At 73.0% G+C, this 15,491-nt stretch carries 12 protein-coding genes and 1 pseudogene; 7 read left to right on the top strand and 6 right to left on the bottom strand.

The features are described from left to right. Window positions 1–5: 5 nt before the first annotated feature. Window positions 6–1,292, bottom strand: a complete 1,287-nt coding sequence (gene aspS, locus ACFYML_RS21640) for an aspartate--tRNA(Asn) ligase (protein WP_387422356.1) — start codon at window positions 1,290–1,292, stop codon at window positions 6–8. Window positions 1,293–1,695: 403 nt separating this feature from the next. Between aspS and lipA the strand changes: the two genes are divergently transcribed. Further along, entirely contained in the window at window positions 1,696–2,742 is a 1,047-nt protein-coding gene (lipA, locus tag ACFYML_RS21635) for a lipoyl synthase (RefSeq protein WP_387422355.1), read from the top strand. Window positions 2,743–2,848: 106 nt separating this feature from the next. After that, entirely contained in the window at window positions 2,849–4,504 is a 1,656-nt protein-coding gene (locus tag ACFYML_RS21630) for a DUF423 domain-containing protein (protein WP_387422354.1), read from the top strand. 56 nt (window positions 4,505–4,560) lie between these two features. Here the strand turns inward: ACFYML_RS21630 and ACFYML_RS21625 are convergent, their stop codons facing one another. From ACFYML_RS21625 to ACFYML_RS21615, 3 genes are all read right to left on the bottom strand, one after another. Further along, the gene (locus ACFYML_RS21625; RefSeq protein ID WP_387422353.1) at window positions 4,561–5,331 is read right to left on the bottom strand and encodes a hypothetical protein; all 771 of its coding nucleotides are present in this window, start codon (window positions 5,329–5,331) and stop codon (window positions 4,561–4,563) included. 107 nt (window positions 5,332–5,438) lie between these two features. Continuing rightward, complete coding sequence (locus tag ACFYML_RS21620) at window positions 5,439–8,627, bottom strand: AAA family ATPase (RefSeq protein WP_387422352.1); 3,189 nt, start codon at window positions 8,625–8,627, stop codon at window positions 5,439–5,441. Beyond that, window positions 8,624–8,794, bottom strand: a complete 171-nt coding sequence (locus tag ACFYML_RS21615) for a hypothetical protein (protein WP_387422351.1) — start codon at window positions 8,792–8,794, stop codon at window positions 8,624–8,626. The genes ACFYML_RS21620 and ACFYML_RS21615 overlap by 4 nt, the downstream gene beginning before the upstream one ends. A gap of 211 nt (window positions 8,795–9,005) precedes the next feature. Between ACFYML_RS21615 and ACFYML_RS21610 the strand changes: the two genes are divergently transcribed. Next, window positions 9,006–9,695 carry a DUF4191 domain-containing protein gene (locus ACFYML_RS21610; RefSeq protein WP_073833683.1) on the top strand — a complete coding sequence of 230 codons (690 nt, stop codon included), beginning with the start codon at window positions 9,006–9,008 and terminating at the stop codon, window positions 9,693–9,695. A gap of 68 nt (window positions 9,696–9,763) precedes the next feature. On the opposite strand, the gene ACFYML_RS21605 is transcribed toward ACFYML_RS21610, so the two are convergent. Next, entirely contained in the window at window positions 9,764–10,162 is a 399-nt protein-coding gene (locus ACFYML_RS21605) for an RDD family protein (RefSeq protein WP_387422350.1), read from the bottom strand. 301 nt (window positions 10,163–10,463) lie between these two features. Between ACFYML_RS21605 and glnA the strand changes: the two genes are divergently transcribed. Then, window positions 10,464–11,888 (top strand): type I glutamate--ammonia ligase, encoded by a 1,425-nt coding sequence (glnA, locus tag ACFYML_RS21600; RefSeq protein ID WP_357434986.1) that lies wholly within the window; start codon window positions 10,464–10,466, stop codon window positions 11,886–11,888. A 421-nt stretch (window positions 11,889–12,309) separates the two neighbouring features. Here glnA and ACFYML_RS21595 read toward each other — a convergent pair whose 3' ends face one another. Next, the gene (locus ACFYML_RS21595; protein ID WP_387422349.1) at window positions 12,310–13,476 is read right to left on the bottom strand and encodes an RNA-guided endonuclease InsQ/TnpB family protein; all 1,167 of its coding nucleotides are present in this window, start codon (window positions 13,474–13,476) and stop codon (window positions 12,310–12,312) included. A gap of 38 nt (window positions 13,477–13,514) precedes the next feature. On the opposite strand from ACFYML_RS21595, the pseudogene tnpA reads away from it, so the two are divergent. The 3 genes and pseudogenes from tnpA to ACFYML_RS21580 all read left to right on the top strand — a co-directional run bounded on the left by tnpA (window position 13,515) and on the right by ACFYML_RS21580 (window position 15,411). Beyond that, a pseudogene (gene tnpA / locus ACFYML_RS21590) lies at window positions 13,515–13,953 on the top strand (IS200/IS605 family transposase). A gap of 127 nt (window positions 13,954–14,080) precedes the next feature. Then, window positions 14,081–14,440, top strand: a complete 360-nt coding sequence (locus tag ACFYML_RS21585; RefSeq protein WP_387422348.1) for a PadR family transcriptional regulator — start codon at window positions 14,081–14,083, stop codon at window positions 14,438–14,440. Continuing rightward, window positions 14,437–15,411 carry a hypothetical protein gene (locus ACFYML_RS21580; RefSeq protein ID WP_387422347.1) on the top strand — a complete coding sequence of 325 codons (975 nt, stop codon included), beginning with the start codon at window positions 14,437–14,439 and terminating at the stop codon, window positions 15,409–15,411. The genes ACFYML_RS21585 and ACFYML_RS21580 overlap by 4 nt, the downstream gene beginning before the upstream one ends. Window positions 15,412–15,491 lie beyond the last annotated feature (80 nt).

Genomic DNA, 15,491 nt, shown 5'->3' with positions numbered 1-15,491 from the left:
TGTCCTTACGGGGTGAGCCGGTGCAGGTCGCGGGGGAAGGCGGTCACCTCCCGGACGTTGGCCGCGCCGGTGAGCCGGGCCACGAAGCGTTCCAGGCCGATCGCGAAGCCGCCGTGCGGCGGCATGCCGTGCCGGAACGCGTCCACGTAGCCCGCGTACGGCTCGACCGGCTCGCCGCGCGCGGCGAGGGCGGCCAGGTAGTCCTCGTACCGGTGCAGCCGCTGCCCACCGGTGACCAGCTCCAACCCCCGGAACAGCAGGTCGAAGCCGTTGGAGTAGGCCGGCCGGGCCGGGTCCGGATGGGTGTAGAAGGGCCGCTTCGCCATCGAGTATCCGGTGACGAAGAGGAAGTCCGAACCGTGCACGCGTAGGGCCCACTCCCCCAGCGCCCGCTCGTGGGCGGGGGCGAGGTCCGGCTCGTCGGCCGGCGCCCCGGCGATCTTCAGCGCCTCGGTGAAGTGCACCGCGGGGATCTCGGCCGGCACCTCGGGCGCCGCCACCCCGAGTGTGGCCAGCGCGGCGCCGGCCCGGTCGGCGACCGCCCCCAGCATGCCGGCGAGGGTGTCGCGCAGCACGGCCATCACGTCCCGGTGGTCGGCGACGAAGCCCAGCTCGACGTCGAGCGAGGTGTACTGGGCCAGGTGCCGCACGGTGTCGTGCGGCTCGGCCCGGAACACCGGCCCCACCTCGTACACCCGCTCGAAGACGCCGACCATGAGCTGCTTGTAGAACTGCGGCGACTGGGCCAGGTAGGCGGGCCGGCCGAACCAGTCCAGCGCGAACACGTTCGCCCCGCTCTCGGTGGACGACGCCACCACCTTCGGGGTGTGGATCTCCACGAAGTCGCGGGCGTCCAGGGCGGCCCGGAAGCCGGCCACCGCCGCCGCCGAGATCCGCAGCGCCGCCGAGCGGGTCGGGTGGCGCAGCGCGGTCGGCGCGTGGTCCAGCTGGGTGGGCAGGGTGGCGGTGAGCGCCGGCCGGTACAGGTCGAACGGCGGCGGGACGGCGGGCGGCCCGAGCGGCCGTAGCGTCGGCGCGGTGAGCTCGACCCCGGCGGGCGCCGTGTCGTTCGCGACCACCGTGCCGACGACCTCGACGACGGTCTCCTCGGTGAGCTTCTCGACGGCCGCGCGCACGGCCGGGTCGGCGACCACCACCTGGGCCAGGCCGGCGGCGTCGCGGACGATCAGGAAGGCCACCGACTTGAGCAGCCGGCGGCGGTGCACCCAGCCGGCGATCCGGACGGACTCGCCGACGTGGGCGGACAGTTGGGTGGAAAGGATGCGTTGCACGGCTACCTCCTCGATCAATCGCAACGCGATCCCCGGGAGGTGTGGGCGAGCGGGATCCTCGCGGTGCCACCACACCTTCGCCCCCGCCGGAGCGGGAGCCTCGTTCGTCGCCCGTGACGGGGGCCAGCCGGCGGGCTCTACTGGGCGCGGTGAGCGGGGTCACCCGCTCCACCGGAGGCGTGGAGAGGTGCCCTGCCGGGCACAAGCGCCGTTCTTCCCGCAGCTCGGGAGGGTCTTCACGCGCCGGCGCCAGACCGCCTTCCAGCAACCGGCGGCTCTCTGCGCTGGCGGGTCGGCGCGCTACTCGGCTCCGTCGCAGCTTTGCCGGCACGTTAGCACCCCGTACCGGCCGCTGTGACGACCTTTTTTCACCGTCGGTGTCCGGTGTCACAACATCTGCGGCGTGACGCCGGTCGCCCGACGTTCATCGACGGCCACCGTCCGGCGTAGGCTCGGATTCGTGACGATCGAGCACTCCACGCCGACGACCCCGCAGGCCGGCCGCACCGCGACCGCGGCACCCGAGGGGCGGCGGCTGCTGCGGATCGAGGCGCGCAACGCCGAGACGCCGATCGAGCGCAAGCCGCCGTGGATCAAGGTCAAGGCCAAGATGGGGCCGGAGTACACCCAGCTGCGCGGGCTGGTCTCGCGCGAGGGGCTGCACACCGTCTGCCAGGAGGCCGGCTGCCCCAACATCTACGAGTGCTGGGAGGACCGGGAAGCCACCTTCCTCATCGGTGGCGACCAGTGCACCCGGCGCTGCGACTTCTGCCAGATCGACACCGGCAAGCCGGCCGAGTTCGACGCCGACGAGCCGCGCCGGGTCGCCGAGTCGGTGGCCGCGATGGGCCTGCGCTACGCGACCATCACCGGCGTCGCCCGCGACGACCTGCCCGACGGCGGCGCCTGGCTCTACGCCGAGACGGTCCGGCAGATCCACGCCCTCCAGTCCGGGTGCGGCGTCGAGCTGCTGATCCCCGACTTCAACGCGGTCCCGGAGCAGCTCGCCGAGGTCTTCGGGTCGCGGCCCGAGGTGCTGGCGCACAACGTGGAGACCGTGCCGCGGATCTTCAAGCGGATCCGGCCGGCGTTCCGCTACGAGCGCTCCCTCGACGTGATCCGCCAGGCCCGGGCCGCCGGCCTGGTCACCAAGAGCAACCTGATCCTCGGCATGGGCGAGGAGCGGGCCGAGGTGTCCCAGGCGCTGCGCGACCTGCACGAGGCCGGCTGCGAGCTGATCACCATCACGCAATACCTGCGCCCCTCCCCCCGGCACCACCCGGTCACCCGCTGGGTCAAGCCGGAGGAGTTCGTCGAGCTGCGCGAGGAGGCCGAGGAGATCGGCTTCGCCGGCGTGATGAGCGGCCCGCTGGTCCGCTCGTCGTACCGGGCCGGGCGCCTCTACCAGCAGGCGCTCGCCGCCCGCGAGGGCGTCCCCGTCGCCGGCTGAGGCCCGACCGCCGGCGCAGACCGGGCCACCCGCCGGCTGCGTCCGAGCGGGGGCGCCGGCCGCGTCACCCGCCGCCGGCCACCGCCCGGATGCCATGATCGCAGGCATGACCGCCGGGGTACGCCAGGAGCCACGCGAGGGCGCCCGCCCACGCCCGCCCCTGCGGCTCCGGTTGCCGGTGCTGCTCGCGCTGCTCGTCGGGCTGGCCGGGGTCGGATACCGGCTGGCGCTGCTGCTCGCCGACGCCCCGCCCACCAACAGCGACGAGGCGACGATGGGCCTGGCCGCCCTGCACATCGCCCGCGGGCAGGACTTCCCGGTCTGGTTCTACGGGCAGGCGTACATGGGGACGCTGGAGGCGTACCTGGCCGCGCCGCTGGTCGCCCTCGCCGGACCGTCGGTGCTCGCGCTGCGGCTGCCCACCCTCGCGCTCTACGCACTCTTCCTCGCCCTGTCCTGGCGGCTCACCCGCCGGCTCGGCGGAGATGCCTGGTTCGCCCTGCTGGTCGTCGGCTTCCTCGCGCTCGGCTCGGACCGCGTCGTCAAGAACCAGCTCATTGCCGGAGGTGGCTACCCCGAGCTGAACCCGGCCGGGGTGGCCCTCGCGCTGCTCACCGTGGGACTGTGTGCCGGCGGGCCGGTGGCCCGGACACCCCGCTGGGCGGCCTGGGGCCTGATCTCCGGACTGATGCTCTGGGTTGACCCGCTGATCCTGCCGTACGTCCTCGGGACCGGCGCAGTGCTGGTGGCCTGGCAACGGCGGGAACTGGCCGGCCGGGCGGGGCTGGTGGTGGCCGGCACGCTGCTGCTCGGCGCCGCGCCGATGTGGCTGGACAGCCTCCGGCACGGCCGCAACCCACTCGCCGCGGTCCTGGCCGCCGGCGGCGGGGACGCGGCGGCGGCCTGGGGCGAGCGGCTGTACGGCGGCCTGGTGCTCGGGCCACCACTCGGCATGGGTTTCTGCTCGCCGAGCCACTGCGCCGGCTGGCAGCTCTGGTGGGCGGTCGCGTTCGCGGTCCTGCTGCTGCTCGCGGCACTGACCGCCTGGCGCGCCCCCTGCACGCCGGTGGTGCCCGCCGATCTTGGACAGTTGTCGTTCGCGGGGAACGGCAAGTCGCCAAGATCTGCCGATGATGCCGGCGCCGTGGCGGGGCGGCGGGTCTCGGCGGCGGTGCGGCTGGCGCTGCTCGGCGGAGCGGCAGCCGTGCTGGCGGCGTACACGGTGAGCAGCGCGGCCGGGCAGACCCCGGTGGAGAGTGCCCGCTACCTCTCGTGCCTGGCGGTCGCCACGCCCGCCCTGCTCTGGCCACTGTGGCGCGCAGCCCGTCGACGCTCCGGCGTCCCCCGCGTCGCGGCGCTCGCCGTGCTGGCCGCAGTCCTCGGCACGGCCGCGGTGGCGACCGTCGCCGCGATCCGCACCGCGCCGGCCACCCACACCGAGGCCGACCGGCACCGCGCGCTCGTCGACACCCTCGGCGAGCTTGGCGTACGGCACGTGCGTGGCGGCTACTGGACCTGCAACCGGCTCACCTTCGCCACTGGCGAGGACGTGGTCTGCGCGGTGGTCGACGACGAACTGCGCCCGGGCTTCGACCGGCTGCCCGCGTACCGCCGGGCGGTGGCGGCGGACCCGGGCGCGGCCTGGGTCGCGCCGGTCGGCTCGCCGCTGGCCGCCCGGCTCGACCAGCGGCTCGGCCCCGACCCGGGCGCGCTCGACGTGGTCACCGTCGCCGGCTGGCGGGTTTACCTACCCCGCCCGTGACGTTCCTCAGCACCTTCCGTGGCAACGCTGCGTGCCCTGCGAGCAGGCGCGGGGCGTCACTTGTCGTAGTAGAAGTCGGCGGCCTCCCCGGCCTTTGCCGGCGCCTTGATCTTCAGCGGTTTCCCGTGCCCACTCATCGTGGTGGTCAGGGTCAGCTTCGGGCCCTCACTGGGAGCGAGTTCCACCTTGATCGAGGTGACCCAACCCCGGTCGTCCGTCGTGATCGTGAACGGCGACAGCGGCATGCCGAGCGAGACGATGCTCGGTGCGCCCACCGGAAGGAAGGACCTGGCATCGCCCTCTCGCGGATCGAAGCGGCCGGTGTAGGTGTTCGGGCCCGCCCGGTACGCCGAGGTGATCGACGAGGTGAACGCCTTCAAGCCGGTCGGGTCGACCCAGTCGAAGCGCAGGAAGGAATCATCCCGCCGCACCCGCTTCAGGTCGACGTGCACCCAGTTCTTGTCGTCGGACGGCCGTACGTAGCTGTCGGTGCCGATCACGATCCGGCTGCCCGCCGAGGGGTACTTTCCGCCGGTCACCGCGATCGTCGACTGGAACCGCCGGGCCTTCGGGTCGAAGGCACCGGTGCCCGTGATCTTCTGCTTCTCGGGCAGGTCGCCGCGCACGGCGTACCGGTGGGAGACGCCCTGCGATCGCTGCAACGCCGCCACCAACTCCGCCCGGCTGTCGGGCGTCGGGGCTGGAGCGGCAGCGCTGGCCTGGGCCGTCACCCCGGCCGGGGTGGGCTCCGGCGACGCGGTGCATCCAGCCGCGAGGAGCAGGATGCCGGCCAGACCCGCCGTGAACAGGGCCCTACGGTGTGTCATGGTGTGTTCCCCCGTGCTAGCCGACCGGAGGCCGGGACGAAGGCACGATAGCGAACTCGGCCCACGCCGGACGCCCCGCGAATCTGCGGGCCCGTTCTCGGGTGGGCTCAGGAGGAGGCGCTGGGCGGGCGCGGCTCGGGCGCGCTCACGGTCAGCAGGCCGAGGCGGTGGGCCAACGCGGCCGCCTCCACCCGATTGCTCACGTCCAGCTTGGCGATGATCCGGGACACATGGACGCTGGCCGTCTTCGGCGAGATGAAGAGCCGCTCGGCGATCCGGCTGTTGCTGTGCCCCTCGGCGACCAGCCGCAGCACCTCCTGCTCGCGGCTGGTGAGCAGGTCCGGCCCGGGACGGCCACCGCCGCGCAGCCCGACCCGCCGGGCCAGGACGGCGGCCTGCTCGCCCAGCGGCGTGGCACCGAGCCGGGCGGCGATGTCGCCGGCCTCGCGTACCGCGGCGGCGACGCTGTCCCGTTCGCCGGCGGCGGCGGCCGCCTCGGCCAGCCCGAGCAACGCCCGGCCCAGCGGGTACGGCTGCCCGACCGCCCGCCACTGCGCCACCGCCGCCCGCCAGGCCGCCAGCGCCACACCGCCCCCGCCGGCAGGAGCGCCGGCACCAGCCAGGATCGCGGTGACCTGGGCGGCGTGTGCCCGTTCCGCCGGGTAGCGGACGGGCAGGGCGGCGGCCGCGGTGGACACCTCACCGGCCAGTTCGGCGTCACCGGCCAGCGCGGCGGTCCGCGCCGCGGCGCTGAGCACCGGCCACCCCTCGCGGGGCAGGTCGAGCAGGCGCTCGTCGGCCAGGGCGGCCCGGCTCGCCTCGAGCGCCGCCGTCTTGTCGTCGGCCGCGAGGGCGGCCTCGATCCGCAGCTCGCGCAGCGGCAGCCGGTGGTTCGGCCAGAGGTACGGCCGGGCCAGGAAGGCCAACGCCCGCCCGACCAGCTCGTCGGCCGCGGGGTGCGCCCGGGCCAGCCGCAGCCCGGCGCGGAGCTGCAGCCAGTGCAGCCCGGAGACGCCCGGCGGGTCGATCCGGGCCGCCTCGGCGCAGGCCGCGTCGGCCTCGTCCCAGCGCCCGAGGGCGATCAGCGCCTCGGCCCGGTTCGAGAGCAGGTAGGCCCCGATGGAGCGGCTGATCCCGACCCGGCGCGCTTCGGCCACCCCGGCCACGGCCGCCTCGGCCGATTCCTCGTAGCTGCCCAGCTCGTAGAGCACGTCGGAGAGGTAGACCAGGGCGCTGACCAGCGCCGGCGCGTTGTCGGTCGCCCTGGCCCGGGCCTCCGCCCGGCGCAGCTCGGCCAGCCCGAGGTCGGGAGCCTTGTCGGTCCGGCAGAGCATGGCGATCCGGGTGGGCAGCAGCGCCACGTCCTCGCCGATCGCCTCGGCCGCGGCCATCGCCTCGGCGGCCACCGACGCGGCCTGCTCGGGATCGATCTTCACCAGGTGCGCCGCGATGTCGGCGAGCACGCCCACCCGCTCCGGCCCGTCCGGCACCCCGGCCGCCAGCCGGTACGCCGCACCCAGCTCGGCCGCACCGTCGCTCTTGCCGAGCAGCGCCAGCAGCCGGCCACGCTGGTCGAGCAGGCGGGCCGCGCGCAGCGGCTCGGCGTCGGCGTCCACCTCGGCCAGCGCGGCCCGGGTGAGGGTGAGGGCCCGGCTGAGGTCGCCGGCCGTGGTGGCCGCGCCCAGGGTCTCCTCCAGCACCCGCAGGTGATCCATGCCGAGCCGCTCGGCGGCGTCGGGCACCAGCTCCCACAGTTCGAGGACCCGTTCCAGCAGCCGGCTCTGCTCGGCGTACGCGTACCGGTCGGCGGCGGCGCAGGCGGCGACGCGGGCGGTGACCAGGGCGCGCGGGTGGTCGTGCGCCGCGTACCAGTGGTGGGCGATCTCGGCCGGGGCGCGACCGGCGGCCACCAGGTGCGGCTGCGCCTCGATCGCGGCGGCGTACCGGGCGTGCAGCCGGGCGTGCTCGCCGGGGAGCAGTTCGTCGTGCACGGCCTCCCGGACCAGGGCGTGCCGGAACTCGTAGTCGCCGTCCGGGTCGGCCACCACGAGCTGGGCGGCCACGGCGGCGCGCAGCGCGTCCTCCAGCTCGGGCTCGGGCAGGCCGGCGACCTCGGCGAGCAGCTCGTGGGCGAAGCGGGTGCCACCGGCGGCGGCGATCCGCAGCACCCGCTGGGCCGGCTCGGGCAGCCGGTCCACCCGGGCCAGCAGCAGGTCGCGCAGGGTCTCCGGCAGCACCGCGCAGCCGACGGGGTCGCCGGCGGCGGCCAGCTCCTCGATGAAGAACGGGTTGCCCTGGGTGCGGCGGTGCACGTCGTCGACGGCCCGCAGGGGCGGCTCGGTGCCGAGCAGGTCGGTGAGGATGGCGGCGGTGCCCTCCCGGTCGAGCCGGCTCAGCTCGACCCGGTCCACCCCGCGCGCCCGATCCAGCTCGGCGAGGAACGGCCGCAGCGGGTGGCCGCGGTGCAGCTCGTCGGTGCGGAAGGTGCAGACCAGCAGCAGGCGGGCGGCCCGGGCGGCCCGCACCAGGAAGCCGATCAGGTCACGGGTGGACCGGTCGGCCCAGTGCAGGTCCTCGATGACCAGCACCAGCGGCCGTTCCTCGGCGATCCGCCGGAACAGGTCGGCGACCAGGTCGAACAGGTAGCCGCGCGGGGTGTCCGAGACGGGCAGGCCGGTGGGCGCGGCGACGCCGGCCGGCACCCGGGCCAACTCGGGCAGCAGCCGGGCGAACTCCGCCTCGTACCCGGCGAAGGCGGCCGGGCCGTCGCGGCGCAGCACCTCGCGCAGCGCGGCGGCGAACGGCGCGAAGGGCAGGCCGGCCTCGCCCAGCTCCAGGCACTGGCCGACCAGCACCCGCGCCCCGGCGGCGCCGGCCTGGGTGCCGAACTCCTCCAGCAGCCGGGTCTTGCCGACGCCCGCCTCGCCGCCGACCAGGACGGTGGCGGGCTCCCCGGCCCGGGCCCGGCCGAACGCGTCGCGCAGCCCGGTCAGCTCCGGCTGGCGGCCGACGAGGACGGTGCTGGTGGCGCGTGCGGTCACGGCATCGAGCATGCCACGGCGGGCGCCGGTGCCGTCCCGGCCGACCGGTCGGACTGCCCGGCCGCCGACCGCCGGTCCGGCCGCCCCCGTGGCGGCCGGACCGGTGCCGGCCGGCGGTCCCCCGTCCCGGGTGGCGGCCGGCCCGGGTGCGGTCGGCACCGGGCCGGCCGAGGACGCCGCCGGACCGGGCATCGCGGTCGCGTCCCGGCCGGCCGGGGCGGTCGCCGCGCCGGCCGGCGCGGCGAGGGTGGTCACCGGCGGCCGTCGACGGTACGGGCGGCCTGGTGCCGGCGGCTGAACCAGCTGCGCGGGTGGCGGCGGGGCAGCGACCGGGCGAGCCGGTCACGGGCCGCGTCGGCCTGGAGCTCGGCGGCGTGGCTGCGGTGGATGGTGAGCAGGAACTCTGCGTCGTTGCCGAACATCTCGGTTTCCCCTGTCGTGCGGTGTCGTCTCGCGGTCGACACTGACTTTCCGCGCGAAGGTGCCCCCGGGACATGAGTCCCCTGCCTGATCTTCGGCGCCGCCCCCTCCTTACCGGGACGGCTCAGGGGGCGGACGGCGGCGTAAGGTACTCAGCCGCGGAGGGCCGGCCGGGAATCAACGGGTGGTGGGGCGCCCACTAGACTCTCAGGCATGGCAAAGCCCCAGGAGAAGGTCTCGTTCGGCCAGCGGCTGAAGCAGATCGGGATGGTGTTCCGGTTCACCGCCAAGCAGGACCGGTGGTTCGCGCCGCTGGTCGCCGCGGCGGTGCTGATCCCGCTCGCGCTCACCGTGGTCGCGGTCATTCTCTATGGCTGGCTCTGGCTGCCGATCGGCATCCTGCTCGCCCTGCTCGCCGTGCTGATCGTGCTCAACCTGCGGTCCAACACGGCGATGATGAGCGCCGCCGAGGGGCAGCCCGGCGCGGCGGCGCAGATCATGGAGAGCATGCGGGGCGACTGGCGGGTCACCCCGGCCGTCAGCTCCACCACCCAGATGGACATGGTCCACCTGGTGCTCGGCCGCCCCGGCGTGATCCTGCTGGCCGAGGGCAACCCGCAGCGCGTCCGCGGCCTGCTGGGCCAGGAGAAGCGCCGGCTGGCCAAGGTGATCGGCACCGCCCCCCTGCACGACTACGTGATCGGCCAGGGCGAGGATGAGCTGCCGATCCGCAAGCTGCGCACCACCCTGATGCGGCTGCCCCGCTCCCTCTCCCCCAAGGACGTCAACGCCCTCGACAAGCGGCTCAAGGCGCTCACCGCCCGCCCGCAGATGCCCAAGGGCGCGATCCCCAAGAACATGCGGCCGCCGCGCGGCGCGTTCCGCCAGACCCGGGGTCGCTGACCCCCGCCGTACGTGTGAAGGAGCCGGACCCGCACGGGGCCGGCTCCTTCGTCGTCGGGGCGCCCGGGTCAGCGGGGGGTGGCGACGATCACCGAGCCGGTGAGGCGGTCGTGCAGCCCGCGGCGGTGCTCGTCCATGATCACGGCGGGCACCACGAGGGCGAGCAGCACGCCGCGGAGCAGGGCCCGGACCAGCCCGATCCGTCCGCCGTCGGCCCAGGACAGGCAGCGGATCCTCGTGACGTACATGCCGGGGGTCTGGGCGAAGAGGCCGAGGAAGAGGGCGTATTCCAGGACCAGCACCAGGACCGGGGCCCAGCCGTCCCGGACCGGGTCGGCGAAGAGGTTGGAGATCAGCAGGCAGAGCACCCAGTCGATGACCAGCGCGCCGAAGCGGCGGCCGAGGCTCGGGGGCGTGAAGGTCGGGTCCGCGGCGGGCGGCACCGGCACGGCGGCGGTATCGGTCACAGCGGTCAAGGGTAGCCAGGCGCCCCGCCGGGCCCGGGATGGGCGCGGTGACCAGGGGTGTCGGTCACTGCCCGGGTACGCCGGTTCGGCGCGGAGCGGGGAATCGGACCAAAGCTGCCAATTGGTGCCACACCATCACCGCGAGTATCGTCCGGACGGAGACTGACCGGCAGCTGAGCGGCCGAGATGACGCTCCGCGAGGGACGTAACACGGCGGAAACAGGGGAGACACGGCCGGGCAACTCCACGGCCATACCGTCGCCAGGAGCCAGCCACCGGAGTGGACCTGCCAGGAGGACGTGTGTTCGCCAATCCCGAGGAACTCCTGCGATACCTCAAGAACGAGGACGTGAAGTTCGTCGACGTACGTTTCTGTGACCTGCCCGGCGTGATGCAGCACTTCAACCTGCCGGTCGAGTCCGTCGACGACGCGCTCTTCACCGACGGCCTCGCGTTCGACGGTTCGTCGATCCGTGGCTTCCAGGCGATCCACGAGTCGGACATGCTCCTGCTCCCGGACGTCGCGACCGCCTTCATCGACCCGTTCCGCGCGCAGAAGACCCTCGCGCTGAACTTCTTCATCCACGACCCGTTCACCCGGGAGGCGTACTCCCGGGACCCGCGGAACGTGGCGAAGAAGGCCGAGGCGTACCTGGCGGCCAGCGGGATCGCCGACACCGCGTACTTCGGCGCCGAGGCGGAGTTCTACATCTTCGACTCGATCCGCCACGAGACCTCCGCGCACCGGTCGTTCTACTACATCGACTCCATCGAGGGCGCCTGGAACACGGGCCGCGAGGAGGAGGGTGGCAACCGCGGCTACAAGACCGCCTACAAGGGCGGCTACTTCCCGGTGCCGCCGGTCGACCACTTCGCCGACCTGCGCGACAAGATCGTCCGCCGCCTGGTCGACAACGGCTTCACGGTCGAGCGGTCGCACCACGAGGTGGGCACCGCCGGCCAGTCGGAGATCAACTACAAGTTCTCCACCCTGCTGCACGCGGCCGACCAGCTCCAGCTCTTCAAGTACATCGTGAAGAACGAGGTCTGGGCGAACGGCAAGACCGCCACGTTCATGCCGAAGCCGCTCTTCGGCGACAACGGCTCCGGCATGCACACCCACCAGAGCCTGTGGCTGAACGGCGAGCCGCTGTTCTACGACGAGACCGGCTACGCGGGCCTGTCCGACACCGCCCGCTGGTACATCGGCGGCCTGCTGCACCACGCGCCGTCGCTGCTGGCCTTCACCAACCCCACGGTCAACTCGTACCGCCGGCTGGTGCCGGGCTTCGAGGCGCCGGTCAACCTGGTCTACTCGCAGCGCAACCGCTCCGCCTGCACCCGTATCCCGGTCACCGGCAGCAACCCGAAGGCCAAGCGGGTCGAGTTCCGGGTGCCGGACCCGTCCAGCAACCCGTACCTCGCCTTCTCGGCGATGATGATGGCCGGCCTGGACGGCGTCAAGAACAAGATCGAGCCCCCGGCGCCGATCGACAAGGACCTGTACGACCTGCCGCCGGAGGAGTGGGGCGACGTCAAGCAGGTGCCCGGCTCGCTGCCGGAGGTGCTCGACGCGCTCGAGGCCGACCACGACTACCTGCTCGACGGCGGCGTCTTCACGCCGGACCTGATCTCCACCTGGGTGTCGTGGAAGCGGGCCAACGAGGTCGACCCGGTGCGGCTGCGCCCGACCCCGCACGAGTTCGCCATGTACTTCGACTGCTAGTGGCGAATCAAGCCGCTGACCTGCAACAACGCTAGGCAAACACCTCCTTAGTCCGCAGGGAGTCCGCACAGGCCACCAGGACCGCGTCAACCGCGGCCCTGGTGGCCTCGTCGGTGTCGGGAACAGGTGGTCGTACGAGGCCCACGCCGGCCTGTAGGCCCAGCCGTGGGGCGATGGCGGCGAGGGTGGGTGCGATGTAGGCGGCGTGGAAGCGGCAGCATACGAAACGATGTCGGTTCGCGGCCACCAGGGCGAGCGGGGGCGTTCCCGGGCCGGCACCCGCCCTACAAGGCAGACGTAGAGGGCGTACGGGGCCCGACACCGTTGATGGGCGGTCGTGACGTCAGCTCCTTCGACCGCGGCATGTACTTCGACTGGTCAACTACCCGCCGTAAACGGACGGGCTTGCGGGTCACCGTCCTCACCGGCTGTGAGGCAGGGCCGCGTGCGGGCGATTGACTGCGCCCCAGTCCTGCACACCGCGCTGGGCAATGTTCAGGGCCGCATTGTGGTCGGCGTGGGCAACGACCCCGCACGACCGACAGTGGAACGTTTCCTGGTCCGGCCGATTCCGCTTGTCCCGATGACCACAGCCATGACAGGTCTGGGAGGTGTACCGAGGATCGACCTGGACCAGCGGTACACCAGCCCGACGTGCCTTGTAGGTCAGGACATCACCGAGTTGGTGGAACGACCACGACGACAGCGTGACCCGTTGGGGCTTCCTCAGCCGGACCCGGTCGCGGATGCCGGTCAGCTTCTCGACGGCGATTCCGCGGCTGGTGCGTGCAGCCTCGGTCACGATGCGCTTGGCGATGGTGTGGTTGATGTTCGCGGCGTGCCGCGATTCCTTCTTCCGGCGGCGGGCCAGCAGTCGCCGCGCGGACTTGGTGTTCTTGGTTTGCAGGCGTCGCCGCAACCGCTGCTGCCGGCGTCGGTAGCCGTTGAGTGGGCCACCGGCGTACCGGCGGCCGTCGGAGTCGTAGGCGATGTTAGCGATGCCCATGTCCACGCCGAGGAACCCATCCGGGTCGTAGACGTCAGGCTCGGGAACCTCGACGGTGGCGTACAGGAACCACATGCCATCCCGGTGCACCAGGTCGGACTCGCCGATCGGCCGCTCGGCGACGGCCTTGAGTTGGTCGACCAAGCCGGTGTAGGCAACTCCTTTGAGTCGCCCGTCGATGGTCCAGATCGACACGGTACGGGCGTCGGTCTGCCACGACAGCATCCGTGCGTCGTACGGCTGCGCCGCGTCCCACCGGAAGCTGACCGGTTTGGTTTCGGCAGCGCGCCGACGCCTACTGCCGAGCTTGCCGAGGTTGCCGGCCTTGATGTTTGCCTTCAGCGTGGTGTAGGCGTCGGCGACCTTCTTGATGACGTGCTGCGCGGCCTGCGCGCCGAGCCGGTAGTCGGCCTTGATGCCGTGGTAGGCATGCCGCCGCAAGTCGTAGTTGCGGTAGCAGCCGAGGTCACGGGCCATTCGCGCCACGTCCGACGCTGCCGCGTTGCAGGCGCGCAGCGTGGCATCCAGCGCCGCCGCCTGCTCTGGCGTTGGCAGCAACTTCACCTGCGCGACCAACTTCACCTGGGCATTCTGTCATTTGGTCTATGTCACCGCGATGGATGCCGGACCGCAATGTGAGGCGCGACAGAAGGGTCGTTCACCACCTCCACGCGCACGTGGTCTTCACCACCAAGTATCGGCGGGGAGCACTCACTGACCCGATCCTCACCCGCTGCCAGCAGGTCATGGCCGATGTGTGCACCGACTTCGGCGCTGAGCTTCGCGAGTTCGACGGCGAGGACGACCACGTCCGCCTTCTGGTGAACTACCCGCCGAGTTTCGCCCCTGTCGAAGCTGGTCAACTCGCTCAAGGGCGTGTCGGCTCGATACCTGCGGCAAGAGTTCGCCGAACACCTGTCCCACCACCTGTGGGGCGCACACCTCCGGTCGCCGTCGTACTTCGCCGGACCGTGCGTTGGCGCACCGCTGGCCGTGGTCCGCGAGTACATCGAAAACCAGAGGCGCCCCGGTCCGTGGCGGCGCTTCTCCCGGCCCTGAACGGCCGGGCTTCCCGCCGTGTTTACCGCCGAGTCTCGACAAAGGACCGGGCAGCTCCGCGAGAGCAGGTCGAACCGGCCGTATGTAACGGACCCCGTGATACCTTCGCGTCCGATATATTGGCGCCATGGATACGCCCCTACGCGAGCCCACCTACCTCATCCTCACCGCGCTGGCCGCAGAGCCGATGCACGGCTACGGCATCATCGGCGAGGTCAAGGCCCTGTCCGACGGCCGCGTGGCGCTCCGTCCCGGCACCCTCTACGGCGCCCTGGACCGGCTGGTCGACGCAGGTCTGGTCGAGGTCCACCGGGAGGAGGTGGTGGACGGCCGGCTCCGCCGCTACTACCGGCTCTCCCCCGCCGGTGACGCCACGCTCACGGCGGAGACCGAGCGGATGCGGCGCAACGTCGAGGCCGCCACCGCCCGGCTGCGCCGTCGCGCCGCCGCCGGGGCCAACCCGCGTCTCGCGGGAGGGCTGGCATGAGCGACCTGGAGCGGCGCTACCTGCGCCTGCTGCGCGCCTACCCCGCCGACTACCGGCGTCTGCGCGGGGCCGAGATCGTCGGCACGTACCTCGACCTGGCCGGACCGGACCGGCGCTGGCCCTCGCTGGCGGACGCCGCGGACCTCGTCCGGGGTGGCCTGCGCCAGCGGCTGCGGGCCGCTGGTGCCGATGACCTGATCCCCGGGATACGCCTCGCCGCCGTCCTCGCTTTCCTCGCGGCAACCGCGCTGGCATCGGTCTGGTCCGTGCTGGAGCTGCGCCGGCCGGCGCCCGAGATGGGCCTCCAGCCCGTCGGTCCGTTCATCAGCATCGCGGCGGTGGCTTGGGCAGCCTGGCTGGTCGCCGCAGCGGGCTACACCCTCTCCACACGGCGGTACGCGCGCCACCTGCTCTGGGCCGCCGTGCTGCTCACCGCCCTGGTGGTGCCGGTCTCCCCGCTGACCGGCCTGAACCGGCCACCACTGTTCGTGCTGGCGCCGCAGCTCGCGTTGGGAGTGATCGCGCTAGGGATGCCGGAACGGCCGCCGCTCGCGGCCCGAATGGCCCTGCTCCCGGTAAGTGCCCTGGCCGCAGCCGTGGCTGCCCGTCTGTTCGAGAACGGAAACTTCTTCGCCGGCTACCTCAGCTTCGAGGCCGTCTCCACCCCACTCGCCGCCGGCGCGGTGCTGCTGGTCGTCACCCTGATGGTCGCCCTCGACCTGGCGCGCCGGCGGGACTTTCGGGGCGGCTGGGCGCTCCTGATCCTGGCCACGCCCCTCGGGCTGCTGGCACTGCGCGAGTTGGCGCAAGGGGCTGTCGGCCGGAACCCGGACTGGGCCGCGCTGGCCGCCACCGCCCTCACCGTGAGCGTGGCCGGGCCCGCTCTCCTGATGCTCGCCGTGGCCGCCCGTGCCCGGATTGGGCAAGTGCACTCGGGACCGTCCTGCCCCAACTGTGGATCTCCCCGTTGACCGCCGGTCGCCCCGCTCCGGCCGACGGGGGCGGAGCGGGGTGACCACGGCGCTCAGCAGTGCTCAGGCGCCCGGGAATG

The sequence above is a fragment of the Micromonospora sp. NPDC007230 genome (assembly GCF_042869115.1).
In the GTDB taxonomy this organism is placed as follows: domain Bacteria; phylum Actinomycetota; class Actinomycetes; order Mycobacteriales; family Micromonosporaceae; genus Micromonospora.
Note: the sequence above shows the minus strand (reverse complement) of the source record. Positions and strands in the feature narration are given on the sequence as shown.

Excerpts from the sequence above, each read along its gene's own strand:
- ACFYML_RS21630 (WP_387422354.1), top strand. The coding sequence starts at position 2,849 with ATGACCGCCGGGGTACGCCAGGAGCCACGCGAGGGCGCCCGCCCACGC.
- ACFYML_RS21580 (WP_387422347.1), top strand. The coding sequence starts at position 14,437 with ATGAGCGACCTGGAGCGGCGCTACCTGCGCCTGCTGCGCGCCTACCCC.
- ACFYML_RS21615 (WP_387422351.1), bottom strand. The coding sequence starts at position 8,794 with ATGTTCGGCAACGACGCAGAGTTCCTGCTCACCATCCACCGCAGCCAC.
- ACFYML_RS21625 (WP_387422353.1), bottom strand. The coding sequence starts at position 5,331 with ATGACACACCGTAGGGCCCTGTTCACGGCGGGTCTGGCCGGCATCCTG.
- ACFYML_RS21610 (WP_073833683.1), top strand. The coding sequence starts at position 9,006 with ATGGCAAAGCCCCAGGAGAAGGTCTCGTTCGGCCAGCGGCTGAAGCAG.
- ACFYML_RS21585 (WP_387422348.1), top strand. The coding sequence starts at position 14,081 with ATGGATACGCCCCTACGCGAGCCCACCTACCTCATCCTCACCGCGCTG.